Source organism: Kluyvera sichuanensis, from assembly GCF_040930405.1.
GTDB classification, from domain to species: Bacteria; Pseudomonadota; Gammaproteobacteria; order Enterobacterales; family Enterobacteriaceae; genus Kluyvera; species Kluyvera sichuanensis.
Genome location: NZ_CP162271.1, coordinates 2,250,771 through 2,276,523, shown reverse-complemented (window position 1 = coordinate 2,276,523; position 25,753 = coordinate 2,250,771). Strand labels below are relative to the sequence as shown.

The 25,753-nt window shown below is 47.4% G+C and carries 24 protein-coding genes; 21 read left to right on the top strand and 3 right to left on the bottom strand.

All coding sequences use genetic code 11. The annotated features are described in order from the left end of the window. Window positions 1-8 precede the first annotated feature (8 nt). From AB2B48_RS11055 to AB2B48_RS11000, 12 genes are all read left to right on the top strand, one after another. A complete protein-coding gene (locus AB2B48_RS11055) occupies window positions 9-788 on the top strand; it encodes a type II secretion system F family protein (RefSeq protein WP_368301760.1) in 780 nt (259 codons plus the stop codon). Continuing rightward, window positions 782-2,089 (top strand): tetratricopeptide repeat protein, encoded by a 1,308-nt coding sequence (locus AB2B48_RS11050; protein WP_368301759.1) that lies wholly within the window; start codon window positions 782-784, stop codon window positions 2,087-2,089. The genes AB2B48_RS11055 and AB2B48_RS11050 overlap by 7 nt, the downstream gene beginning before the upstream one ends. 562 nt (window positions 2,090-2,651) lie before the next feature. After that, on the top strand, window positions 2,652-3,173 hold the full coding sequence (locus tag AB2B48_RS11045) for a roadblock/LC7 domain-containing protein (protein WP_368301758.1): 522 nt from the start codon (window positions 2,652-2,654) through the stop codon (window positions 3,171-3,173). A 16-nt stretch (window positions 3,174-3,189) separates the two neighbouring features. Then, complete coding sequence (locus AB2B48_RS11040; protein WP_368301757.1) at window positions 3,190-3,684, top strand: hypothetical protein; 495 nt, start codon at window positions 3,190-3,192, stop codon at window positions 3,682-3,684. A gap of 63 nt (window positions 3,685-3,747) precedes the next feature. Continuing rightward, window positions 3,748-4,188 (top strand): prepilin peptidase, encoded by a 441-nt coding sequence (locus AB2B48_RS11035; protein ID WP_368301756.1) that lies wholly within the window; start codon window positions 3,748-3,750, stop codon window positions 4,186-4,188. Then, the gene (locus AB2B48_RS11030) at window positions 4,185-4,664 is read left to right on the top strand and encodes a TadE/TadG family type IV pilus assembly protein (protein ID WP_368301755.1); all 480 of its coding nucleotides are present in this window, start codon (window positions 4,185-4,187) and stop codon (window positions 4,662-4,664) included. The genes AB2B48_RS11035 and AB2B48_RS11030 overlap by 4 nt, the downstream gene beginning before the upstream one ends. Before the next feature lie 24 nt (window positions 4,665-4,688). Then, window positions 4,689-5,288, top strand: a complete 600-nt coding sequence (tadF, locus tag AB2B48_RS11025) for a tight adherence pilus pseudopilin TadF (protein ID WP_368301754.1) — start codon at window positions 4,689-4,691, stop codon at window positions 5,286-5,288. A gap of 32 nt (window positions 5,289-5,320) precedes the next feature. After that, a complete protein-coding gene (locus AB2B48_RS11020; protein ID WP_368301753.1) occupies window positions 5,321-7,108 on the top strand; it encodes a TadE/TadG family type IV pilus assembly protein in 1,788 nt (595 codons plus the stop codon). 14 nt (window positions 7,109-7,122) lie between these two features. Then, the gene (locus AB2B48_RS11015; protein WP_368301752.1) at window positions 7,123-7,773 is read left to right on the top strand and encodes a lytic transglycosylase domain-containing protein; all 651 of its coding nucleotides are present in this window, start codon (window positions 7,123-7,125) and stop codon (window positions 7,771-7,773) included. A 267-nt stretch (window positions 7,774-8,040) separates the two neighbouring features. Beyond that, complete coding sequence (locus tag AB2B48_RS11010; protein WP_368301751.1) at window positions 8,041-8,574, top strand: GTP-binding protein; 534 nt, start codon at window positions 8,041-8,043, stop codon at window positions 8,572-8,574. A 37-nt stretch (window positions 8,575-8,611) separates the two neighbouring features. Continuing rightward, on the top strand, window positions 8,612-8,971 hold the full coding sequence (locus AB2B48_RS11005) for a hypothetical protein (protein ID WP_368301750.1): 360 nt from the start codon (window positions 8,612-8,614) through the stop codon (window positions 8,969-8,971). Between the two features lie 164 nt (window positions 8,972-9,135). Then, window positions 9,136-11,580 (top strand): sulfatase-like hydrolase/transferase, encoded by a 2,445-nt coding sequence (locus tag AB2B48_RS11000; RefSeq protein ID WP_368301749.1) that lies wholly within the window; start codon window positions 9,136-9,138, stop codon window positions 11,578-11,580. Between the two features lie 42 nt (window positions 11,581-11,622). Here AB2B48_RS11000 and mnmC read toward each other — a convergent pair whose 3' ends face one another. After that, entirely contained in the window at window positions 11,623-13,632 is a 2,010-nt protein-coding gene (gene mnmC, locus AB2B48_RS10995) for a bifunctional tRNA (5-methylaminomethyl-2-thiouridine)(34)-methyltransferase MnmD/FAD-dependent 5-carboxymethylaminomethyl-2-thiouridine(34) oxidoreductase MnmC (RefSeq protein ID WP_368301748.1), read from the bottom strand. A gap of 160 nt (window positions 13,633-13,792) precedes the next feature. Between mnmC and fabB the strand changes: the two genes are divergently transcribed. Beyond that, complete coding sequence (gene fabB / locus AB2B48_RS10990) at window positions 13,793-15,004, top strand: beta-ketoacyl-ACP synthase I (RefSeq protein WP_185666770.1); 1,212 nt, start codon at window positions 13,793-13,795, stop codon at window positions 15,002-15,004. A 209-nt stretch (window positions 15,005-15,213) separates the two neighbouring features. Beyond that, entirely contained in the window at window positions 15,214-16,389 is a 1,176-nt protein-coding gene (locus AB2B48_RS10985) for an MFS transporter (RefSeq protein WP_333009582.1), read from the top strand. A 3-nt stretch (window positions 16,390-16,392) separates the two neighbouring features. On the opposite strand, the gene AB2B48_RS10980 is transcribed toward AB2B48_RS10985, so the two are convergent. After that, window positions 16,393-17,130: a GntR family transcriptional regulator gene (locus tag AB2B48_RS10980; protein ID WP_368301747.1), complete on the bottom strand. Its 738-nt coding sequence runs from the start codon at window positions 17,128-17,130 to the stop codon at window positions 16,393-16,395. 346 nt (window positions 17,131-17,476) lie between these two features. Here AB2B48_RS10980 and AB2B48_RS10975 point away from each other — a divergent pair, with 346 nt between their 5' ends. Next, window positions 17,477-18,808: a PTS sugar transporter subunit IIC gene (locus AB2B48_RS10975; protein ID WP_185666773.1), complete on the top strand. Its 1,332-nt coding sequence runs from the start codon at window positions 17,477-17,479 to the stop codon at window positions 18,806-18,808. 84 nt (window positions 18,809-18,892) lie between these two features. Further along, window positions 18,893-19,702, top strand: a complete 810-nt coding sequence (locus AB2B48_RS10970; RefSeq protein ID WP_368301746.1) for an HAD family hydrolase — start codon at window positions 18,893-18,895, stop codon at window positions 19,700-19,702. Here AB2B48_RS10970 and AB2B48_RS10965 read toward each other — a convergent pair. After that, the gene (locus AB2B48_RS10965; RefSeq protein WP_185666775.1) at window positions 19,682-20,791 is read right to left on the bottom strand and encodes a flagella biosynthesis regulator; all 1,110 of its coding nucleotides are present in this window, start codon (window positions 20,789-20,791) and stop codon (window positions 19,682-19,684) included. The genes AB2B48_RS10970 and AB2B48_RS10965 overlap by 21 nt on opposite strands. Window positions 20,792-20,900: 109 nt before the next feature. Here AB2B48_RS10965 and pdxB point away from each other — a divergent pair, with 109 nt between their 5' ends. The 5 genes from pdxB to accD all read left to right on the top strand — a co-directional run bounded on the left by pdxB (window position 20,901) and on the right by accD (window position 25,712). Beyond that, window positions 20,901-22,028, top strand: a complete 1,128-nt coding sequence (pdxB, locus tag AB2B48_RS10960; protein WP_368301745.1) for a 4-phosphoerythronate dehydrogenase PdxB — start codon at window positions 20,901-20,903, stop codon at window positions 22,026-22,028. A 63-nt stretch (window positions 22,029-22,091) separates the two neighbouring features. Further along, a complete protein-coding gene (locus tag AB2B48_RS10955) occupies window positions 22,092-23,105 on the top strand; it encodes an aspartate-semialdehyde dehydrogenase (RefSeq protein WP_035892524.1) in 1,014 nt (337 codons plus the stop codon). Then, window positions 23,105-23,917 (top strand): tRNA pseudouridine(38-40) synthase TruA, encoded by an 813-nt coding sequence (gene truA / locus AB2B48_RS10950; protein ID WP_185666777.1) that lies wholly within the window; start codon window positions 23,105-23,107, stop codon window positions 23,915-23,917. Before AB2B48_RS10955 ends, truA begins: the two co-directional genes overlap by 1 nt. 25 nt (window positions 23,918-23,942) lie before the next feature. Beyond that, the gene (locus AB2B48_RS10945; protein WP_333494403.1) at window positions 23,943-24,602 is read left to right on the top strand and encodes a DedA family protein; all 660 of its coding nucleotides are present in this window, start codon (window positions 23,943-23,945) and stop codon (window positions 24,600-24,602) included. A gap of 195 nt (window positions 24,603-24,797) precedes the next feature. Beyond that, window positions 24,798-25,712, top strand: coding sequence for an acetyl-CoA carboxylase, carboxyltransferase subunit beta (gene accD, locus AB2B48_RS10940; RefSeq protein ID WP_035892521.1), 915 nt, complete (start codon window positions 24,798-24,800; stop codon window positions 25,710-25,712). The last annotated feature ends 41 nt before the right edge of the window (window positions 25,713-25,753 follow it).

Genomic DNA, 25,753 nt, shown 5'->3' with positions numbered 1-25,753 from the left:
AACGAAGAATGAAGAAGGTCGAAAAATTAATTAATTTCTCATCCCGAAATGAAAATTCTAAAAATGTACTTACCTATGGTAGCAGCTTAATTGAATCGCAATTAGATAAAACATTTAAAAAGAATAGCAAAATTATCTCTGTATCATCAGCGTTGGACCAAAACGTGAAGGTGAAAGCCGCACTTTTTTTATTTATGGCACTGCCTGTTACGGTTCTGAAGTATAGCGGTTGGCTAGAGTTAGGTCCGCAGACGTTTATGATTGTAATTCTCGCTATTCTGTCTTTTATTGTCATTGTCCCTTCACGCATCCAAAAATCTGTGACGCAGAGAAGATTCAGTCGAATTTCTAATGATATACCTTATTTGATTGATCTTTTGGCTGTTTGTATTCAATCAGGAATGACGGTTGAAGCGGCTTTAACATATATAGCATATAAGATCGATAGTATTAATAAAGATTTATCGGCACTACTTGTCCGTACCGTGCTGAGATCTGAGGTCAGCGGCATCAACACTGCGCTTGAGCAACTGACCAATGAAGTAAACAATGAAGAAGTACGAATGCTTTGTTCAACGTTATTACAAAGTACTAAGTTTGGTTCATCAATTTATAACGTACTAATAGATTTGTCGAAGGACATCAGACAAATGCAGTTATTGAGTATGGAGGAGAAAGTTGCCGCGTTGTCAGCAAAAATGACGTTTCCAATGATTATGTTTATTCTCTTTCCCCTAATAGCACTGGTTGCCGGTCCGGGCCTGATTAAGATGAGCTCATCATGGTAAAAAAATTATTACCTATATTAATGCTTGTTGTACTTAGTGGATGTTCAGATGGGTTATCAAATGCATCAGAAGATGATCAGAAGGAATATATACTAACGCAGTTGAATGATTATCAGGGTTTGATAGAAATATATAGAAAGAAACTAAGCCTTAAAGATAGTGCGGACGACCGTTATCATCTATCTCTGCTCTATAATAAAATTGGGGATTATAGCTCATCTAATATATACCTTAAGCCATTAGTAGAGAGTAAGGGAGATACCAAATATTCCTTGCTCCAGGCTAAGAACCTCATTGAACTGGGAGATGAGAACGCTGCCAGAGTCATTTTAGACAGCCTTATATCAAAAGATGGAGCAAATGGTGAGTTATGGAACCTGCAAGGTATTATATTAGCACAGCAAGGACGTTATTCCGATGCATTACGATCTTTTGAGAAGGCCAGAGGCCTCTTCTATAACGAAGAGATAGTGGTTAATAATATCGCCATGATGGAGATTTTGCAGCAAGACTATGCCAAAGCTCGTGACCACCTGTTGTCCTTATACGTCAGGAAAAAATATCGACCACAGACGGTGTATAATCTTGTCTATTCTCTTGTGAAAATGGGAGATTATGAAAGCGCAAGAAAGATAATTGCAAGTGAAAAACTCACCTCAACTGATACGGAGGATCTTATCACCTCATTAGCGAAGTTGTCGCCGCGGGAACAGGTTCAGATCGCTATAAAGCCTAATACTATTCTGGCTAAAAATATTGACCGTGTAAATAATAAACCTGAGTCAAAAAATAATGAAGCACTGCCAGTTAAGCTTAGCAAGCCAACGCTTGAACCTATACAGACGGTATCTGTTAATGAACATTCAGAGTCTTCAACCAATGTTATATCGAACAAATGTGACTTTGTAGACAGTCAGAATGACAAGGTTTTGCCGTTTAAGGGGAGTATTGCTAAAGCCAAAACCATAGGGATGTTGACATCCGCACCAATCACAAATGGTGACCGATTAGCGTTGTATTCATTATATCCGATTAACTATATGCTATTACCTAAGTTGTATGATAACCAGATAGAAATAGAATTATTTAGCGTTCAACCAGTAAAGTCGGTATTTAGTTCACAATTGTCAATAATGAAAAAACATCCAGGCATCAGAAAAATTGAGTTTATCAATAAAGGTGATGGAAATACCATATTACGAGTTGTTGCTGCACGCTGTATCAAATCGAATGTGATTAAGAGAACAACTTCAACGGGTAAGATTAAAGAAAAAATATTGATAGATTTCACATATGATTGATTGGTCATCAAAACATTCGTACCAGCATATATAATTAAACCAATGACCATTTTCTTAGGAGGGTATTATATCTAACGTGTTTAAATTTATTAATATAGGATTGTATTTGGGAGTTGTTAATGGAAATTAACTTTGAGGATTTATTACTTGAGTTGTCAAGGATAAATGGAGTAACCAAGGTAGCGTTAATTGATAGTATAAAAAAAAAGGTTGCGTGTGGCATTAATCTTGATGAAAACAATGGGCCTTTAATTCAGGCAATGATCGATATCGTTAGAACTAACATAAAGTATACTCGACTGTCATCAAAAAAATGCTTCGAAGATATATTGATTACGTATAGTAATGATATCCACTTATTGACAGCCTTTTCACATACAAATAATCATTTTATTTATATTAATATAGTAAAAAGTTCAAATATAGCGCTAACTAGGCTGAAACTGAATGAGTGCTTGTCTGTTTATCTGAATATCTCAGTTATATAAAATATACAACTGAATGAGAAATGATCTTTAAGAATAGATAATTAATATCAACTAACTTATTTTGGAGAGTTGTGATGGGTCTACATAAGTTACCTTTTGATATATATGCGACAAAGTCAGACGAAGATGAATCTTTGAAAGAGACTGTGGTTAATAATGAACCCGTGATTGTCTCCAGTGATACAAAGATACGCAATATTTCAGAAGAGTTAGTCGGGGCGTTAAATCGCGAGTTAAAAGAATTTTGTGAAAATAATTCTGTTCTGAAGAATATCATCGTGTCGACGGAGGATGGATTCGAAGTTGCATCGTTGCTCACCACAGGCAATGAGGTTCATGTCAGAAAAGTATCCGCCTTGGCCAGTTCATTACTCGGAATTAGTTCTGCGATGTTGAAAGAGGTTGGTACTGGTGAGCAAAACACAGTCTTTATGGAAAGCGACGATAATATGATTCTGTTTAATCGGATTACTGTTGCCCAACACATACTGTGTGTAATGGCGATAACCGAAAAAGATGAGCCTATTGGTCAGATATTCTGGCGTATGAAAAATTTATCTGAAAGCATTATTGAAGTGTGCAAAAAAGTTATTTAATAATTATTGGGAAATAATGATGAAAAAATCGTTCATTTTAAATTGTGCAGTTAAGATCTGCTCCGCCGATCATGTTAGTGGCTATATATCAATTAACCCAGTGATAGATAGTCGAGATAAACTAACGGAGCAGCGGTTGAATTTTCTGTATGATTTAATTTATAACGTCAGCGTTGAAATTAAAAATGAATACCTTGGTAGTACCAATAATGAAATTGAATATCTTTTTGATAAAGCAATTCAACTAACCAGTTCAGATATTTCATGTGGTGCTATTGCGGTTGAGCCGGTTCTCTACGATCGTGATCAAAAGATCTTTGATACGATAAAATGCTATTTCATAATGGTTAATAACATGCGCAACATGTTATCAATAGAAGTTGCAAGCGATAAAGTCGCTCCTCCTGTAAATGAGGTTCCAATGGCGTCGTCGATTCCTGGAAGTCGCACCATAGTGATTCCGGTATATCAAAAAATGAAAAAAGCGAAAATAAAAAAAGGCAAAAGATAGAGGTAGTTAAATTTCTGTGTTTCCGCATATTCTATATGCGGAATGAACTGGTTGAACCTAAAAATGTATGAACTGTTCTATCATCTATTACAATTGGTTATAGTGATTCTGCTGCTGTATTCTTGTATTACGGATATTTTGTACAGGAAAATAGAAAACCTATGTGTGGTGGCTATCCTTTTATCTTCTATTGGTATAGCTATCATGTCTGGTCATATAAATATTTTAATTCCTTGTTTCGTTCTGATTATTGGTTTTATATTGGCGATAACGGGGATGATAGGCGCTGGTGATATAAAATTAATAGTGGTACTGGTTATTAGTGTACCGCAGAGTTTGCTATCAGATCTCTTCTTTGCAGTTTGTTGTATAGGTGCACCAGTCTCAATTATGGCACTAGTGTTGTTTAATTTGTTGTTAAAGAAAAAATATAAAACCGTACCGTTTGGTATTGCTATATCCGTTGGGTATATCATTACAATATGGCATGGGGGATTGATATGAGACGACAAAGAAATTTATTCCTCAGGAATGATGGGGCTGTAGCAGTAGAGTTTGCATTTGTGGTAATTCCTTTTATTATATCTATATTATTTATTATGGAATTATGTCGTGTCGTTTATGTAATGTCTTCAATTGACCTTATTCTTTCAGAAGCTGGGACTGCATCGGTAACGCTAACCAATTCATCGAAAGCGGACACTTATTTTGATAAAATGATTAATGAGATGGCCAGTAATTGGCCATTCTTGCTGTACGGTAAGGATGTCAAAGTGCAAACGAGCATCCAGTATTGCGATTCCATTACTCAACTAGCAAATAACCAATGCTCGTCATCCTCTGCATCTGATGCGCTATTAGGGGTTTATAAAATTTCAGTCCCCTACGAACCAGTTTTTTTTGCATTTCCTACTTCATTTGTACAAGGTGAAATGGTTCGTAGCGTCGTTTTTGTACAGGAACACAATTTATCTCGATAGCGTTGATATGGAGAAGTGATTAGTATGAAAAATTTTATATCCTCTGAAAAGGGAGCTTCAGCTATTGAGTTCGCTATGTATATCTTTGTTTTTACCATGCTGTGTGGTTTTATCATGGACATGAGTTTTTCCATTGTAAAAAAAAATAATCTGGAAAGACTGAATAATTCATTATTCTCAATTTTGCGTGAGCGTAGTACTTTTTTCGATGGTGCTGCTAATCTTTCTAGAAATGACCTTACCACGTTGAAAAGTGTCGCCGACCGGTTTTTGATGAAAAGCGATGGTAGCGTTGAACCATATCAACTCAATATTAGACAGATCACTTTTGCTGCGAATTCTACAGCCGCTATTCAAAGGGCCACCGCTACTAGTTTTAAAACGGATAATATAAGAGGATGCGCCATTGACAATAACTTATTGCCTATCGCTAATTTAAGTGCGTTATCGGTTTGGGGCCTACCTCCTACAACATTGAATATCGCGACCCCATCCTGGTACCCGGTGTATGAGGTTACTTTATGTATCCCTGGTGCTATCAGTTATTTTCATCGGGCAATAGGGTTATTTAACAAAGACTTAGATAGTCTTTATATTCGGGATGCGGGACTACCACGTTTGTAACGCTATCTGCGGTTATATCTCTGGTAATTATCATGAAAAATATTATCTCTCTATGCAAAACATTTTTAATAATGAATAAAGGTACGATTGCGGTAGCAACCGCGATAATGTTTCCTTCATTACTTGGATTTTATTCAATTGCAATTGATGGTTCTCGCTTTAACTCTGACCGTGCAAGGCTAAATGATGCAATTAATAATAGCGTCTATGCACTTGCTGTAGTAGATAATCGTAACGAAACACCTGAAGCTAAAACTGCGAATAATCAACTCGCCAATAATTATATTTCATATTATTTTCCCACAGAAACAATCAATTCTGATAATGTTACTGTCAATGCGACTACTGTTTTTGATGAGAACAATGAGCCAATTGCCGTTGATTATCAGGTTGTTGCAAACAAAATAAGCCATCCAATATTTGAATTTAATAAGACAGATACTAATATAGGATTTGATAAAAATGTTACCATCAGTGGCAATGGTATTTCGGGAACGGCCAGGCGTACGACGGCTGTGCCTAAAGCAGGAGCTACAGATTATGTTTTTGTCGTTGATTTTTCGACCTCTATGACATACACCTCGGCACAACCAGGGTATACAAGAGAAGAACTGCTTAAAAGCGTTGTTAGACGCTTAGGTGAACAAGTTTTTGAACTTAACAATGGTAGTACAATAGGTATTGTCCCCTATTCTATAGGTGTTCCTGCTCGTCTTGATAAAACAAACTATGCGAGTGCATCGAGTAAGGAAATTGGTTGTACCTATGCCGGTAAAATGAAAGATGGCTATGAAAGCCTTGACTGGTCATTTTGGTACAATAAACCTACGGGTGCAAATACTGGGAGGACCATAACGTTAAATAATTTTATTACCAGAAATGATAAAGATCTCAGAAGTTATTATATTAATATAATTGCTAAAGCTAATGGATATGTTAATTCGACAAAGAATCCTGCGGCTGATAATTGGCTTATTGATAAAGGATATTGTTACGCCAATGCTAAAGGTGAATTAATATGTGATGCTGACGATAATTCATCTATACATAATGACAGAAATCAGGTGGAGCTTGAGAAAAATCTAAAAAATTTTCTGGATGTGAGTTACTACGAATATATTAAATACGGGATAATGAATGAAAACACAATGGATATCGAAGGAACACTGTCTGGTGATTATTTATTCAATGAAGATAATATCAAGACATTGGTTAACTTTCAAAACCCATTAACTGATATTCCTTTTTATTGGACCTGTGCTGATGCCTATGACGATGCATATGCCCATAAAACTGCGATGTATAAAAAAATTAAAGAAATAGAGAAACCAGCCTATTATCTGCTTAACCTTACTGAAGATTCAAGCGTGTTTGATGAGTTTGACTCTATGTATCCACAAGGCTATACGGAAAGTCTTTCGGGCTTATTAAGATCTGTTCCTTTGTTAGCTAAGGGTAAAAATCCAAGAAAATATATATTTGTTATCTCCGATGGTGAAGATAGCCATGAAGGTTTTAGAAGAACTCTCATGAAAAGCTACAACCTATGTGGTGTTATTAAAGATGGCTTAAAGAAATACCCTGAAGATAGAAAGGCAACGGAGTCGGATATTTTTTATATCTCTCTCGTTAACAATTATACTGTAAAGCAATGGGGTGATGAGTGTGTAGGGACCGATAATTCTTTTGTAGCCACAAAGCTTGATGTATTAATTGAAGTCCTCAGTAGTATAATGTTCAAAAATACCATTGAGTATATTAACCCTGCAGAAGTTTCTGATGAAAGTTCTTCCGAAGAGAATTATTCCGATAAGGATTAAATAGAGGTGTGGATATGGATCTTCCACCAGTTATCGATCAGTGTGGGCCTGATGTCGCTACTGAAGTCATCCACCGTATCGTCAGTGTAGAATCTTCCTTTAATCCTTATGCCATCGGAGTTGTTGGAGGGCGTCTTCAACGGCAACCGAAAACGAAGGATGAAGCTGTCGTGACGGCTAAATTCCTGGCTGATAATGGCTGGAACTTCTCGATGGGCCTTGCGCAAGTCAATCGATATAATTTGGCTAAATATGGTTTGAACTATCATTCAGTTTTTGAACCCTGTGCGAATCTTCGTGCCGCTGCGTCTATCTATCAGGAGTGTTTTACCAGAGCGTTGAAGACCTCAGACTATAACGATGCCAGGCTAAAAGCATTTTCCTGTTACTATAGCGGAAACTTTCATCGCGGTTTTATTGCTGATGCTGGAGGGAAAAGTAGTTATGTGCAACGGATTGCTAATGTTGATATTGGACAGACTGTTACGGCACCTATAATGCCAATACCCGTCATATCCAACACAAAGAGACCAGAAGCGCAGCGTGTGGATAACCGAAAGCAAAGACTCTCAGGCGTTCATACTAAATCTGAAGGACGCATTCAAAAGGTAAATGCTTCACCTCGATCTTATAATGGGGGGATTAAACAATTGAGAGGCGATTGAAATCCTCGTCTTTTTTTTAATAAAATATGAGATGATTTTTATCATTTTAAAATTTGTTAACATCGTATGCTATATATTTTCTCAATATTAATGATTTTTAATATGATATTGCGCTGATATATTTTTACGTCTTTTGAAAGCGTATTTAATTATGATATTCGTTTTTTTTACTGGTCATTGGTTTTTTTTATGACTATAATTTCCTTCGTGTTATACCGAAAGCGGATAGACGAGAAGGTGCCTTTATAATATTTGGTGCTTTTATTTATGGATGAATTTAAAATATTGTTTGTCGGACCAACCGGTGCGGGTAAAACAACGGCTATAGCAGCTGTCAGTGAAATTACCGTCGTGAGTACTGAGGCACTTCGTTCTTCACTGGATACCGAGTCGGAAAAGAGTCAACTGATACCCAAAAATATGGTCACGATTGGTATCGATTATGGTGAGTTTAGTTTTGAAGATGGCAAAAGAGTTCGTCTTTACGGTGTCCCAGGGCAAAGTCGGTTTGAGTTTCTATGGGACCTGATCCATAAAGGTAGTCATGGAACAATAATTCTTTTTGATATATCTAGTAATACTTATATATCAGAAATGGAATTTTTTATTAACAGATTTAAGGACGCATTGCTCACAGAGAAATGCATCATAGGTATTAGTAAATATAGCGATTGTTATGAGTCTCGTGTTGCTGAATTCTTAAATTTCATGGATGCTATAAATATTTCTGTTCCTGTTATTGCTGTAGATATCAGGGATAAGGAAGATGTACTGAAGTTGCTTGCTATGCTTGTCAAGTAAATCGGTTGGATTTTTATATCTTATAAGGGATTAATAAATGAGTAATATTACTGAGTCTTTGAACTCACTGATGGAAGTTTCTGGTGCAATTGCTGCGTCAGTTGTTGATTCGAATAGCGGTATGATGTTAGGGCAAATTGGTTCTGGCGTTGATCTGGAGTTAGCATCTGCAGGTAATACTGAGGTGGTTCGCGCTAAACTGAGAACGATGGAAACATTGAAATCTAACGATCAAATCGAAGATATCCTGATTACATTAGGAAAACAGTATCATATTATCCACCCTATCGATAAAACTCCGGGTCTGTTTATTTATTTTGTTTTGGATAAATCAAAAGCTAACTTAGCTCTTGCTCGCCATCATGTTCAGGAAATTCAACATCAGTTAGTTGTGTAAAATATTTTCCCCTGTAGGTCTTTCCTGCAGGGGTTATTTTTTTTAGTATCCCCGCTTTACCTCTTTCTGCAGTATAAAATATGGTCTTTGACCATTTCACTCCTGCTAATCTCAGATACGTGTATATCGCTGTATACCTATTTCTATTTATAAGGTTTTACGTTATGAATATGGGGTTTGATCTTTTTTCTCTTTTATCTTTCTTTTTTTATTTGTCAGCAATATTCTTTTTTTGTAAGGGAACCAGTAGAGGAAGAGTAGGAAGTGTCATTGTTTTACTGGTCGCTGTATCTACAGTGATATTCAGTATATTTACCGGTAGTTATTTTGTTGCAAACTGGTTTACCGGCATTGGATTTGATGATTCGATATTGTACCATCTTAAATTTGGCGTCGAGGGTGCGGGATATGCTGATTTCTACTTCTTAATCATCCTGTTTGTTGTACTGCAATTGATTTTTGCGGCCGCACTTGTTTTCTATCTGAGAACCTTCCTGCATAAATATCGATGCTTCAAAAATTCTGTTTCTCAGATAGTCAAAGGCGCAATAATGATATTTTGTGCCTTCACGGTTCATCCCGCATCATCTAACTTACTGTGGTATCTGTTTAACACGCAGTATTCTGATGATTTTATTGAATATTTTATTCCTCCTCAGGTTGATGCTACAGTTGAAAAGCCAAAAAATATAATATACCTATATCTTGAAAGCCTTGAGTATAGCTATATGGATGAATCCATTTTTCCTGGCTTGACCCCCGAGCTGCACAAGATAGAAAAAGAAAGTGTATCATTTACTAATATAGGGCAAACGGTTGGCGCTAGCTGGACGATGGCTGGTATGGTCTCTAGTCAATGTGGTCTACCATTATTGACGACGTTCGCTAACGACCACTTTAGTATTAGCAATTTCATGCCAAATGCAGTTTGCTTGGGTGATATTTTGAAATCTAAAGGGTATCACCTTGAATATTTTGGTGGTGCGGACAGCGCTTTTGCCGGAAAAGGTCTGTTCTATAAAAACCATGGCTTTCCCATTGTGAAGGGGAAAAGTGAATTTACTAAAGATATTACCGATGATAAATTTATTAATAACTGGGGTATATCTGATGATAAACTATACGAGTTATTGCTTTCACAAGTTAAAAAATTAAACGACCAGACCACGCCTTGGGGAATGTTCTCAATTAATATTGGTACTCATCAACCTGATGGCTATCTTGCTCATTCATGTCTGGATGTGAAATATGCAGATGGCAAAGATAAACTATTAAATGCAGTGCACTGTACTGATATGCTCATTGGTAAGTTGTATCTGTCATTGAAAAAGGCTGGTATATTGGAGAATACGATGATCGTTTTGTCTTCAGATCATCTTGCACCTGCGATGGTTCGCCCATACCAGACGCTGCAAAAAAAAGAACGGCATAATCTATTTATGATCACAGGTGCCGGCATTAGGCCTTCAAAAAATGCGCGTCCGGGTACCACTCTTGATATTTCTTCAACATTATTACGTTTTTTAAACTATGGTTCTCATCCCATTGCTTTTGGCCGTGATTTAAATGGCACGTTACCGACACTTCCAGAACGTTTTCTGAGTGAGAAAGTGATCGATTTAAAAATGTTTTCCTGGCGAAAGATAATCGACTCCAAGTTCTGGGGGTACCCCTCTTTAGAAAAGGTCGTTGCTATCGACCAAACTGGCCATCAGATTTCATTTGGCGGACAATCTTATAATTTCCCCTTGCTCATCGGCTATGCTGAATCTGGAAAAGTTGAAAATGTTTACTTTCGTTACGATGATTTAGTTGCCTATGGTGATAATAGTTTACTTCCTGCATCTTATTTAGCCAATGATTTTGGTAATAGCCAACCATTTCTCTGGGTTGATCGCTGTATAGAAATTTCGACGTTAGCCCCTTCTGTGAAAAAATATGGCAATGACTATTGCTACTATAATGGGTCTTTGGCTTCGACCTACTCTACTGGTGTGGTTTCACAAAACACTCACACGATAAATGTGAGCCGCAATGAGGGGCTATCCTATTCCAGAACTCAGGTGGAGACCCGACGCAAGGAACTGAAAGAGAAAAATATTATTCAGTGGGGTGTTTTAAAATGGAATACAGCCGAAACATTAAACCTACCGCGAACGGGCGTTATTGCCGTTGGCGAGCAGTCCCTTTTGCAGCACTCAAATATCATTGGCGATGATTTTCCCAACCCCGGTTTAAACCTTTCCCGCGTATCCTATAAAGTCGATTTAAAAAAAGGGGTCTTTTTCCATACTGAAAACCTGGCGAAAGCATCTTCCCGGTCTCTTGCTACTAAAGAAAAATCGCCTGCCACAACGATAGCCGGCAAAGAAATCGCTGAGAGTGAATGGACACCCCTGTTCTATATACTGGCAGGCAATGTCGATGAAGAAACTCGCGGTTATGCTGAGCATCTGCCTGAACATTTATCCGCCCCGCTGGTCCAGCGTCTAAAATCAGGAGAGAGCTATATTGCGATCTGGGACAAAGACGCCAGCATGGTGTATGAAGATCATGGCCCGGCGGACCAGGCCATTGGCGTGAAGCTTATCTTTAATAAAGGTCAATAGTACAGAGAGGGCTGTGAACTAGCCCTCTCTTATCTCTACTCTCTACGCCTTTTTCTTCACTTCTTTGCCTTTCAGCAACTTGCGGACCCAAAGACGGTTTGGGTTCAGCGCTGACAATGTTTCCGCATCCATTGGGATCGGTTCTTCGCTCATTTGCGCTGCCAGAATTTCTGCACAAAGCGGGGCAGAGCATAGCCCGCGCGACCCGAGAGCGCCGATGAGGAATAAACCGCGATAGTAAGGGGCCGGAATTGCTGCTTCTTTATGGTTTGCAAGCTGTGCATAGACGCTTAATGTTGCGTCGTAGTCCGGAGCATTGCCGATCATCGGCATATGATCGCGTGAGGCGCAGCGCACGCCGCAGCGCGCATTCTTTGCGCTCACATCAATCGTCTTCGCCCACTCAGCCTGTGGGAAGCAGTCAATCAGTCGTTGTCGATTCTGCTGTTGCTCGCTATCGCGGTAGTCAATCTCTTCACTACCACGACGATAGCTGGCGCCGATACAGTGTTGCTGTGTTTGCGGAGCGTATGGCGTGAGATAGCCGTCGTAGCATAATACCTGCTTAAGGGCTTCAAGTGACGGCGTGGTCTCAATATGGCTGACCTGCCCGCTGACGGAATAGACCGGTAACGCCTCCGTTTGAACAAAGGTATTGATCCGGTGCCCATTGGCTAAAACCACCGTTTGATGATGCGCTGTTTTGTTATGCGCAAAGGCCACCTGCCAGTTGTCTTCCTGTTCTGTTAATGACGAGACGGTATGTCGGTAGACGGTATGCAATCCTTGCTGCTCGGCCAGCGTCAGAATTCCTGCTGTCAATTCGGCAGGGCACAGCCATCCGCCTTGCGGGTAGGTTATTCCCCCACAGTCCGTTGCCACGCCGGCTATCTGCTCAACCTCATCAGCTTCCACCGCTGTCGCCAGCGCCGATGGAAGATCTAATGACAGCAGTTGCGCTATCTTTTGCTGGCTCTTCTCATCCCATGCTAACTGAGTGACGCCACACCAACTGTGCGAGAAAGGGATTGGCAGCGCATCATACAGACGGCGAGCAAAGGTAAAGGCTGCCGGGAAGAAGCGGTTGATGCTGCCATCCTGTTTACTCAACAACGGGTATAGCGCTCCCTGACGGTTGCCCGAAGCCCCCTGGGCGGGTTTATCATCCGCGCAGTAGAGGGTCACCTGCCAGCCGCGACGAAGCAGCGCGAGCGAAAGCGCAGCGCTGGCAATCCCCCCGCCAATGATGGCGACTTCTCGCTTGTCTGTCCCTTTGCGTGCAAACCACGGGGTTTTTGATGGTGGCGCTAAATCCTGCTCCATCGTCCCGCAGAGCATGTCGCGCTTACGCCCAAAGCCCTTGGTCTTGCGCATGGTGAACCCAGCTTCCTGCAGGCCACGGCGAACAAATCCTGCCGAGGTGAAAGTGGCAAGCGTGCCGCCCACTCTGGCGGTTCGCGCCATCGCGGCAAACAGCGTCGGGGTCCACATATCCGGGTTTTTAGCGGGAGCGAAGCCATCAAGAAACCAGGCATCGACCTGCTGATTAACGCTATCATCGAGTTTATCGGTGAGCTCGTTGATATCGCCAAACCATAAATCCAGCGTGACGCGACCCTTGTCGAGCAACAGGCGATGACAGCCTGCCAGCGGCAGCGGCCACTGCGCCTGGAGCTGTTCAGCCCACGGTGTCAGTTCCGGCCAATGCTGATGCGCCAGACGCAAATCTTCGGCCTTCAGCGGGAATTTTTCAAAACTGACGAAATGTAATCTTTGTAGCGTAGCGTCAGGATGCTGGCGGCAAAAGGCGTCGAATGCCTGCCACAGCGTCAGGAAATTGAGGCCGGTACCAAAACCACTTTCTGCCACCACAAACAGCGGGCGAGGGTGGTTTGGGAAGCGTTCCTCGAGTTGATTACCGCCGAGAAAGACGTAGCGCGTCTCTTCCAGGCCGTTGTCATTGGAGAAGTAGACATCATCAAAATCTCGGGAAACAGGTGTACCCTCACTGTTAAATTCGAGGTTGGCAGATTGTATGGCGTTATGTTTCACGTAAGTTACTCGTGCGGCAAGGAGTCTGCGGATCTTAACGATGCGGGCTCGATGGCGCAAATTTCTGCATAAAATTGCTGATCGGACTTGTTCGGCGTACAAGTGTACGCTATCTTGCGACTCGAAACTTTAAAATAGTGATGACTTACAGAGGTATTGAATGAAACGTGCAGTGATTACTGGCCTGGGTATCGTTTCCAGCATCGGTAGCAACCAGCAGGAAGTCCTGGCATCTCTGCGTGAAGGACGCTCGGGGATCACTTTCTCTCAAGAGTTCAAAGATTCTGGTATGCGTAGCCACGTATGGGGTAACGTCAAACTGGACACCACCGGTCTTATCGACCGCAAAGTGGTCCGTTTCATGAACGATGCCTCTATCTATGCTTATCTCTCCATGCAGCAGGCGGTTGAAGACTCTGGCCTGAAAGCAGAAGATTATCAGAACAACCCGCGCGTAGGCCTGATTGCCGGCTCCGGTGGTTCTTCTAAAGCGCAGGTATTCGGTGCTGACGCAATGCGTAGCCCGCGTGGCCTGAAAGCGGTGGGTCCATACGTTGTGACCAAGGCGATGGGTTCTGCGGTTTCCGCGTGCCTCGCTACGCCGTTCAAAATTCACGGTGTGAACTACTCCATCAGCTCCGCATGTGCTACCTCCGCACACTGCATCGGTAACGCAGTAGAGCAGATTCAGCTGGGCAAACAGGACATCGTCTTTGCCGGCGGCGGCGAAGAGCTGGGCTGGGAAATGGCCTGTGAGTTCGACGCGATGGGCGCACTGTCTACCAAATACAATGAAACTCCAGAGAAAGCATCCCGTACCTATGACGCGCACCGTGATGGTTTCATCATCGCAGGCGGCGGCGGTATGGTTGTGGTTGAAGAACTGGAACACGCACTGGCTCGTGGTGCGCATATTTATGCAGAAATCGTTGGTTACGGCGCAACGTCCGATGGCGCAGATATGGTTGCTCCATCCGGTGAAGGCGCAGTGCGCTGCATGAAGATGGCGATGCACGGCGTTGACACCCCAATCGACTACCTGAACTCCCACGGTACCTCTACTCCGGTAGGCGACGTGAAAGAACTGGGTGCGATTCAGGAAGTGTTCGGCGACAACAGCCCAGCAATTTCTGCAACTAAAGCGATGACCGGTCACTCTCTGGGCGCCGCTGGCGTGCAGGAAGCTATCTACTCTCTGCTGATGCTGGAACACGGCTTTATCGCCCCAAGCATCAACATCGACGAGATGGACGAGCAGGCTGCGGGTCTGAACATCGTGACGGAACCAACCGACCGCGAACTGACTACCGTCATGTCCAACAGCTTCGGCTTCGGTGGCACTAACGCCACGCTGGTCATGCGCAAGCTGTAATTTTTACAGTTGGTGAGAAAAGGGAGCCTCCAGGCTCCTTTTTTTATGCGTTGACAATCGCCTGAAATAACAGGCAAACTCCTGGCTCAACATTATCATCACGATAATGCGTAAGCGTTCAACGTCAACCAACGCACCTTAATCCTGATTCACAGGTAGAGGGGGCGTGGCCACAGTACCTCGCCTTACTCAGCATTCTGGAGTAAAGCATGACAGCAGTCACTCAAACTGAACCAACATCTTCTTCGAACGGGTCGTTATTCCGCATCGCGTTTGCGGTGTTTCTGACCTATCTCACCGTCGGTATTCCGCTGCCGGTCATCCCACTCTTTGTGCACCAGGAACTGGGCTACGGCAACACCATGGTGGGCATTGCCGTCGGTATTCAGTTCTTTGCTACCGTTCTGACGCGCGGCTATGCTGGGCGTCTGGCGGATCAGTATGGCGGTAAGCGCTCAGCATTGCAGGGCATGGCCGCCTGTGCGTTTGCCGGGGCAGCCTGGCTTGGTGCGGCGCTGCTGCCGGTGGATGCGATGGTTAAATTTGGCCTGCTTATCGTCGGACGCTTAATTCTCGGCTTTGGTGAAAGTCAGCTGTTAACCGGTACCCTGACCTGGGGGATGGGACTGGTGGGGCCGAAGCAGTCCGGCAAGGTGATGTCCTGGAACGGCATGGCGATATTTGGCGCACTGGCCGCAGGGGCGCCGCTGGGGCTGTTTATCAATGCGCGCTACGGTTTTGCCGTGCTGGCTGGGGTCACGATGGCGCTGCCGCTGCTGGCATGGGCCTTCAACGGCTCGGTACGTAAGGTCGCCGCGATGGCCGGGGAACGTCCGTCGCTGTTTAGCGTGATTGGCCTTATCTGGAAACCGGGCATGGGGCTGGCGCTCCAGGGCGTGGGTTTCGCAGTGATTGGCACCTTCGTATCGCTCTACTTTATGAGCAAAGGTTGGTCGATGGCGGGCTTCACGCTGACGGCATTCGGTGGCACCTTCGTGCTGGTGCGTATTCTGTTTGGCTGGATGCCGGATCGCTTTGGTGGCGTGAAGGTGGCCGTGGTCTCGTTATTGGTGGAAACCGTGGGTCTATTGCTGCTGTGGCAGGCGCCGAGTGCATGGGTGGCGCTTTCCGGCGCGGCGCTGACCGGAGCCGGCTGCTCGCTGATTTTCCCGGCACTGGGTGTGGAAGTAGTAAAACGCGTGCCGCAGCAGGTTCGCGGGACGGCGCTGGGCGGCTACGCCGCGTTCCAGGATATTGCGCTGGGCGTATCCGGGCCGCTGGCTGGCATGCTGGCGACCTCATTCGGCTATCCGTCCGTCTTTTTGGGCGGAGCGATTTCTGCCGTGCTGGGGATTGTGGTCACCCTCTGGTCATTCCGTAAGTAATCGTTATTGCCCGGCTCCGCGCGTCTGGGGGCCGGCAACCGCTTTGCGCGGCAGGAAATATTTCACCTGGAATTCAAACATGTTGGTGTACAGAATCGAGTAATCGATAGGGTTAGACTGTTCATCAATGGCCTGTGTCTGCATCCGAATAATCGGGTCTAATGCGCTGATGTGCAGCAGGTTGGCCACGTCCGGCGACGGTAGAATGGGTTGAATCGACTCGTAGCAGCCAAGAATTTTCACGCCGCACTCATTCTCAATATAGGCAAATTTCGACTTCTTCATATGGGCGAGCGTCAGGTCCGGGAACCGACTGGCGGAAAGCCACGTCTCCTCAATCTGCATGGCAATATTGTCGATTAAACGCAGACGTTTAGCGTAGTACACCGGTTCGCCGAGCATCACCCGCAGGTTATTGGCAATCTCTTCAGAGGCGGTCTGTAGCTCAAACTTCAGGATCTGGCTGGTGGGGGTTTTGCCCTCGTTGCGGGCGATTTCGGTAAAGCTATCGAGGTGGGTCACGGAGGCCTGGAAATGTTTATTACGCAGATAGGTGCCAGAACCATGCCGCCGTTCAATCATCCCTTCCTCTTCCAGCGTTTTTAGCGCTTTGCGTAAAGTATTACGCGAAACATCATAATGCTCTGCCAACTCTTTTTCCGATGGCAGAAGATCGCCGATATTGTAGATTGAGCTGTTTAATCTGTTTTTAAGCAGATTAATGATGTTCTGATAAACCACTTTTGAACCTCCTTAAGTCCTTTTTAAACAAAAGGTTATGAATCCATTCCCGTAAGGATGCGCCAACACGTTCAACTACAAGTCAATTATTGAACAACTTTGGCACCGTTAACTGTGATCGCAATGCAGGTTAAGAAAATTAACAATTATTAAAGTGAACGTCAATGAATACATATTTCACTTATAAAGGAAATGGGATGCGAAATATATTATTAGATTGCGCGATTAGAATATCGAAAGAATAAAAGTTCAGGAGTGCCAGGATAGCAAGACAGTATTTTAATTTGTTTTCCAATTATTGGATTAATAATTGTTTTTCTATTTTTTATATAATTAAGGGACCATTATGGGGTTAATGAATTCATTTGAACGCGGGATGGAAAAAATCCTCGTTCCGATAGCCATAAAATTAAACTCGCAGATCCACGTTTCGGCCATTCGCGACGCCTTTATTCTGTCCTTTCCCATCGTCATGGCCAGTTCGCTGATTATTCTGATTAACTTCGCCATCCTCTCTCCGGACGGCTTTATCGCCAGCATCCTGCATCTGGGGACGATATTCCCGAACCTGGCTGATGCGCAGCAAATATTTACCCCGGTGATGAACGGCTCGGTCAATATTATGGCGGTGCTCATTACCTTCCTCGTGGCGCGTAATATGGCGATAAGCTACCAGCAGGATGATCTGCTGTGTGGCCTGACCGCTATTGGCGCGTTCTTTGTGGTTTATACGCCGTATACGATTATCGACGGGCAGGCTTACCTGAGCACCAAATATCTGGGGCCGCAGGGGTTGTTTGTGGCGGTTATTGTCGCGCTGCTGGCGAGTGAAATATTCTGTCGCCTGGCGCGTAATCCGAAGGTGACCATCAATATGCCAGCCGCAGTACCGCCTGCTGTAGCACGCTCCTTCAAGGTGCTGCTGCCGATCTTCTTCGTGATGATCTTCTTCTCGGTACTGAACTACCTGCTGTTAAAAATCTCGCCAAACGGCCTGAACGACCTGATCTACACGCTGATTCAGGCGCCGCTGAAGGATATGGGCACCAACATCGTGACCGTGTTGATTCTGGGGCTGGTGGCAAACTTCCTGTGGATCCTCGGCATTCATGGGCCGAACACCGTGGCAGCGATTCGTGAAACCATCTTCTCAGAAGCGAATCTGGAGAACCTCTCCTATGCGGCCTCCCACGGTTCCACCTGGGGCGCGCCGTACCCGATTACCTGGACCGGTATTAACGACGCCTTCGCCAACTGTGGCGGCTCCGGGATGACGCTGGGCCTGCTGCTGGCTATTTTTATTGCCTCTCGCCGCAAGGACTACCGCGATCTCGCTAAAATGGCCTTTGTGCCTGGATTGTTTAACATCAACGAACCGGTGATGTTCGGTCTGCCTATCGTACTGAACCCGATTCTGGTGATTCCATTTATTCTGGTGCCGTTTGTTAACTCGCTGATTGGTTACTTCTTTATTACCCTGGAAATCATTCCGCCGATTGCCTACGCGGTGCCGTGGACCACGCCTGGGCCACTGATTGCCTTCTTCGGCACGGGGGGGAACTGGATGGCGCTCTTTGTCGGCATACTATGCCTGGTCGTCGCCACGCTTATCTACCTGCCGTTCGTGATTGCCGCCAACAAAGTCAATATGTCGGCCGCAGCGGAACAGAATGCTTAACGAAGGTCACGGCACAAAACGGTCCCCTCGCCCCACTGGGGAGGGGGCAGGGGGCATACGCGCACCATTTTTCGGGAGATAAAGATGATTAAGCTGATTATTACCGACCTCGACGGCACTTTCTTAAACCGCCATGGTGATTACAACCGCGAGTTGTTCCCGCAGATTAAGGCATTGATGCAGCAGCAGGGCGTCGCCTTTGCGCTGTGCACTGGCAAGCAGTGCGAGCGCGTTGAGGAGTTGTTTGGCGAGCAGGTGCGTGACTTCTGGATCCTGGGCGACAGCGCCACGCGGATTAAACATGACGGAAACTATGTCTATCAGTCGCTGATCAAAAACGCGCTGGGGCGAGAAATCATCCACACGCTTGAGGAGGTCAACAGCGAGCCGGTGATCATCGCCTGCACGCCGTTTGGCGCGTATGTCAAAAATACTATTGCCCCAGAGATGCTGCAGAAAGTGAAGATGTCCTACGCCAATGTGGTGCAGGTTGCGGCGTTCGATGAGGTCGGGCACGACTTCGTTAAAATTTCCCTCTTCGACATCAAAGGTCGCTGCCCGCAGATTAAGCCGCATCTCGCAGATTACGTTGATAAAGCTTATATCGTGGTCTCAGAAGACGCGTGGATTGATATCGCCGACGTGGGCGTACACAAAGGCCATACGGTGGAAATCCTGCAGGAGAGGCTGGGCGTCAACAAAGACGAAACGATGGTCTTTGGCGATGGGCTGAACGATATCGAACTGATGACCCGCGCCACCTGGAGCTTCGCCATGCGCAATGCGTTTGACGAAACCAAGCAGGCCGCGCGGTTTATTACCGGCACCAATGATGACGATGCGGTTATGACGACCATTGCCCAGGTGCTGAGTTTACAGCAGCACCCAAAGTAGCACCGCCACCACAATCAGCACCACAAAGGCCAGCCCAGGGCGTGCCGACAGTGACTTAATTGAGGTAATCATCGGTGCGAACGGCGCATAAATCGGCTGAATGTTCCGCGCCTCCAGCGCCTCGGCATGCGCTACGCGCTCACGCTCAATACGCTTGAGAAACAGGAGGTTGAGCAACTCCTGAACCTGAACGGTGGTGAGCACCGTCTGCGGCGTCATATTCCAGTTTTGTTGCCCATAATCCCGCAGCACCTGAAGCTCCTGATCGCCCAACGGCTGCTTAAGTGCGGCCTGAAGCACGTTAAACGTAGGAGCCGGATGCGTGCTCAGCGTCAGCCGCGCCTGCAATAACGTCACCAGCGAGGTGAAATATTTCGCGGGGATCAGCTCGCTGGTCTTCACCGGCGAAAATTCCTGTAGCGACTGCCATAGCGGTTTATTGGCGTCACTGGACGACGATGGTGCTTTATCGGAGTAGAGCGCGTCGGGCTTCACGCTGGCGAGCTCAATCAGCGACTGCCAGATTTGCTTGCTCGACTCGCCGGTCGCCGCCGACAGCTTGCTGACCAGTTGGTTAAGCGTGGTGTACTCCGCCGGCAGTAGCGGACGGTCGGTCGCTGGGCGCTGCTGCGGCTGAGGAATTGACAGCTGGCCGCGCTGGAGCAGCTGCAGCACATTATTAAGCTGCGGCTGGGTAAGCTGGTTCAGGGCGGTGTGCCCGTACTGTTGACGGATAAAATCACTGACGGCCTGGCGATTATTGCCCTGGCCCAGCAGTTCGGTGAGCTGTGAGAGCGTCTGCCTCATGCTCAGGTTCTGCTCGGCGGTGCCGATGCGTTGGTTCAGATTCTGTTCCGCCGCCGGAAAATGACGCGCCAGCAGCGGCGTATCACCTTTCAGTCCCAGATCGTGTTTTACGCCCGCCCACACTTCGGCATTTTGCTGCGACGTCATGGTGATAAGGCGCGTGATCAAACGCTCCAGCACGGTGCGTTGCTGAAGGTTAAGCGGCTGCTCTCCGGCACTGGAAAGCGGAGTGGGACCGGCCCCCGGAGGGCGCGCAGGCATACCTGAGATGGGTTGCGTCATGATTCATCCTTTCTGTAAAGCAGTACTGATGCCAGGCGCGAGTATTCCTGGCGGCAAGATTATGGCACACTTCCCCGGTTTACTCTCGTTCTCAGACAGGTACTGAACCGTGAAAATCCTTGTTGATGAAAATATGCCCTACGCCCGTGAGCTTTTTAGTCGTCTGGGCGAAGTGAGGGCTGTTCCTGGCCGCCCGATCCCGACCGATGCGTTGACCGATGCCGATGCGCTGATGGTGCGCTCGGTAACGAAGGTGAATGAAGCGCTGCTTGGCGACAAGGCGATTAAGTTTGTCGGTACCGCCACCGCGGGCACCGATCACGTCGACCAGTCGTGGCTGGCGCAGGCGGGCATCGGTTTTTCTGCCGCGCCGGGCTGTAATGCCATTGCGGTGGTGGAATATGTCTTCTCAGCGCTGCTGATGCTGGCCGAGCGCGACGGTTTTGCGCTGGCTGACCGCACCGTCGGCATCGTCGGCGTGGGTAACGTCGGCGGCCGTCTGCAAAAACGTCTTGAAGCGCTGGGTATTAAAACGCTGCTCTGCGATCCGCCACGTGCGGACAACGGCGACGAAGGCGATTTCCGCTCGCTCGACGACCTGGTCGCTGAAGCTGACGTTATCACCTTCCACACGCCGTTATATAAAGATGGGCAGTATAAGTCGCTGCATCTTGCCGACGAGGCCCTGATTCGTCGCCTGAAGCCGGGGACGATTCTGATCAACGCCTGTCGCGGCCCGGTGGTGGATAACGCCGCGCTGCTGAAATGTCTGGAAGCGGGGCAGGCGCTGAGCGTGGTGCTGGACGTCTGGGAGCCCGAGCCGGATCTCAACCTGGCGCTGCTCGATAAAGTCGATCTGGGCACCTCGCACATCGCCGGCTACACGCTGGAAGGTAAAGCGCGCGGCACTACCCAGGTGTTTGAAGCCTATAGCCAGTTTATTGGCCAACCACAGGAAGTGGCGCTTTCGACGCTGCTGCCGGCGCCGGAATTTGGCCGTATTAGCCTGCATGGCTCGCTCGATCAGCCTACGCTGAAAAGACTGGTCCATTTAGTGTATGATGTGCGCCGCGATGACGCGCCGCTGCGAAAAGTGGCGGGTATCCCCGGCGAATTCGACAAACTGCGCAAGAACTATCTCGAGCGTCGCGAATGGTCATCATTGACCGTTGAGTGTGATGATGCCGATGCGGCCGAGCTGCTGCAAAAACTCGGGTTTAACGCCGTACACTGTTAATGTCTTCTTAATCACTCTGCTGGATACTCCGGCAGAGTCGCATTTTTTCTGGAGTAAATCACCATGTCTGAAGGCTGGAATATTGCCATCCTGGGCGCAACCGGCGCCGTAGGCGAAGCCCTGCTTGAAACCCTTGCTGAACGTCAGTTCCCGGTGGGTGATATCTATGCGCTGGCGCGCACCGACAGCGCGGGCGAACATCTGCGTTTTAACGGTAAATCGGTCAGGGTACAAGACGCCGCAGAGTTCGACTGGACTCAGGCCCAGCTGGCGTTCTTTGCCGCCGGTCAGGAAGCCTCAGCGAGCTACGCGGAAGAAGCCACCAACGCGGGCTGCCTGGTCATCGACCTCAGCGGTCTGTTCGCGCTGGAGCCGGACGTACCGCTGGTGGTGCCTGACGTTAACCCATTCGTGATGGCGGACTACCGCAACCGTAACCTGATTGCCGTCGCCGATAGCCAGACCAGCCAACTGCTGGCTGCGCTGAAGCCGCTGATTGATGACGGCGGCCTGTCGCGTATCAACGTGACCAGCCTGATCTCCGCCTCCGCGCACGGTAAGAAAGCCGTTGATGCGCTGGCAGGCCAGAGCGCCAAGCTGCTGAACGGTATTCCGATTGATGAAGATGATTTCTTTGGCCGCCAGCTGGCGTTCAACATGCTGCCGCTGCTGCCAGACCGCGAAGGTAGCGTGCGTGAAGAGCGTCGTATCGTCGACCAGGTTCGCAAAATCCTGCAGGACGAAGGCCTGATGATTTCTGCAAGCTGCGTGCAGTCGCCGGTATTCTACGGCCATGCGCAGATGGTGAGCTTTGAAGCCATGCGTCCATTGTCTGCGGAAGAAGCGCGTGATGCTTTCTCTCGCGGCGAAGACATCGTGCTGTCTGAGGAGGGTGAATTCCCGACTCAGGTTGGCGATGCCACCGGCAGCGCGCATCTCTCCATCGGCTGCGTCCGTAACGATTACGGCATGCCGGAGCAGGTTCAGTTCTGGTCCGTCGCCGACAACGTTCGCTTCGGCGGCGCGCTGATGGCGGTCAAAACCGCTGAGAAACTGGTGCAGGAGTATTTGTACTAATGTCTGACAAAGAGCTGCTGCCGGTTTATCGAATTGCGCTGGGCATTGAGTACGACGGCAGCAAATACTACGGCTGGCAGCGGCAAAACGAAGTGCGCAGCGTGCAGGAGAAGCTTGAAAAAGCGCTCTCGCAGGTGGCAAACGAGCCTATCAACGTGTACTGCGCCGGGCGTACCGACGCTGGCGTTCACGGCACGGGTCAGGTGGTGCACTTTGAAACGCGCGCGCTGCGTAAAGACGCCGCATGGACGCTGGGTGTAAATGCGAATTTACCTGGTGACATCGCGGTACGTTGGGTGAAAGCTGTTCCCGACGATTTTCACGCGCGCTTTAGCGCGACGGCGCGCCGCTATCGCTACGTTATCTACAACCACCGGCTGCGTCCGGCGGTGTTGAGCCAGGGGGTGACCCATTATCACCAGCCGCTGGACGCGGAGCGGATGCACCGCGCCGCGCAAAGCCTGCTGGGCGAGAATGACTTCACCTCGTTTCGTGCGGTGCAGTGCCAGTCGCGTACGCCGTGGCGTAACGTTATGCATATCAACGTGACGCGCTATGGCAACTATATTGTGGTGGACATCAAAGCGAACGCCTTTGTGCACCACATGGTAAGGAATATTGTTGGCAGCCTGATGGAAGTTGGCGCAGGAAACCAGCCGGAGAGCTGGATTGCAGAACTGTTGGCGGCAAAAGACAGGACGCTTGCCGCCGCAACGGCAAAAGCGGAAGGGCTGTACCTGGTGGCGGTAGATTATCCCGCTCACTTTGCACTGCCCGCCGCGCCGATGGGCCCGCTTTTCCTGGCGGACTAACGAAGTCATTTAGGGCTAAGACAATATGGATCTCATCCGTTTTTTGATTGATTTCATCCTGCACATTGATGTGCACCTGGCGGAGCTGGTTGCGCAGTACGGCATCTGGGTCTACGCCATTCTGTTCCTGATCTTGTTCTGCGAAACGGGGCTGGTGGTCACGCCGTTCCTGCCGGGCGACTCGCTGCTGTTTGTTGCCGGTGCGCTGTCGGCGCTGCCAACCAACGATCTCAACGTCCACCTGATGGTGGTGCTGATGGTGATCGCGGCGATTGTCGGGGATGCGGTGAACTACACCATTGGGCGGCTGTTCGGTGAGAAGCTGTTTAGCAATCCGAACTCGAAGATCTTCCGTCGCAGCTACCTCGATAAGACCCATGCGTTCTACGATAAACACGGCGGAAAAACCATTATTCTGGCGCGATTTGTGCCTATCGTCAGAACATTTGCGCCATTTGTGGCGGGAATGGGCCATATGTCCTATCGTCATTTTGCTATCTACAACGTGACCGGTGGGCTGCTGTGGGTACTGTTGTTCACCTACGCGGGCTATCTGTTTGGCGATCTGCCGGTGGTTCAGGAAAACCTGAAGCTGCTGATTGTCGCTATCATTGTGCTGTCGATATTGCCGGGCGTGATTGAAGTGATTCGCCACCGTCGTAAGGCGGCAAAAGCGGCAAAATAAACCCTGCACGCGGGGCACGATTCAGCCGTGCCCTGTTACGACATGTTTCGCGGTTCGACCACTTTTTTATGCCAAGTTTCGGGCTGTTATGTTTTAATGTGCAACATTCATGGTCTATGAGGGGCAAAAGTGGCATTATGCGCGCCCCCTTATGGCAAAACTGGCATCGACCAGGTTCAGGCAGAAAGGTTATCAATGAGCTGGATTGAACGAATTAAAAGCAATATCACACCTACCCGCAAGGCGAGCATCCCGGAAGGGGTATGGACCAAGTGCGATAGCTGTGGTCAGGTTCTGTATCGCGCCGAGCTGGAGCGTAACCTCGAGGTTTGCCCGAAGTGCGATCATCACATGCGTATGTCAGCGCGTAATCGCCTGCATAGCCTGTTAGATGAAGGGTCCCTGGTAGAACTGGGAAGTGAGCTTGAGCCAAAAGACGTGCTGAAGTTCCGTGACTCTAAAAAATACAAAGATCGTCTGGCATCCGCTCAGAAAGAGACGGGTGAAAAAGATGCGCTGATCGTGATGAAAGGCACCCTGCACGGGATGCCGGTTGTCGGTGCGGCCTTTGAGTTCTCCTTTATGGGCGGCTCAATGGGTTCTGTTGTCGGTGCGCGTTTTGTCCGTGCCGTTGAACAGGCGCTGGAAGACAACTGCCCGCTGATCTGCTTCTCCGCTTCCGGCGGGGCGCGTATGCAGGAAGCGCTGATGTCTCTGATGCAGATGGCGAAAACCTCTGCGGCGCTGGCGAAAATGCAGGAACGCGGTTTACCGTATATCTCCGTGTTGACCGACCCAACCATGGGTGGCGTCTCCGCGAGCTTCGCGATGCTGGGCGACCTGAACATCGCTGAGCCAAAAGCGCTGATTGGCTTTGCTGGCCCGCGCGTAATCGAACAGACCGTTCGTGAGAAACTGCCACCGGGCTTCCAGCGCAGTGAGTTCCTCATCGAGAAGGGCGCTATCGACATGATCGTGCGCCGCCCGGAAATGCGTCTGAAGCTTGCTAGCATTCTGGCGAAGCTGATGAATCTCCCGGCACCGAACCCGGACGCGCCGCGCGAAAGCGTGGTGGTGCCACCGGTACCGGATCAGGAACCAGAGGCCTGATAATCCAAAGGGCAGGGCCGGGTGGCTCTGCCCTTTTTGCT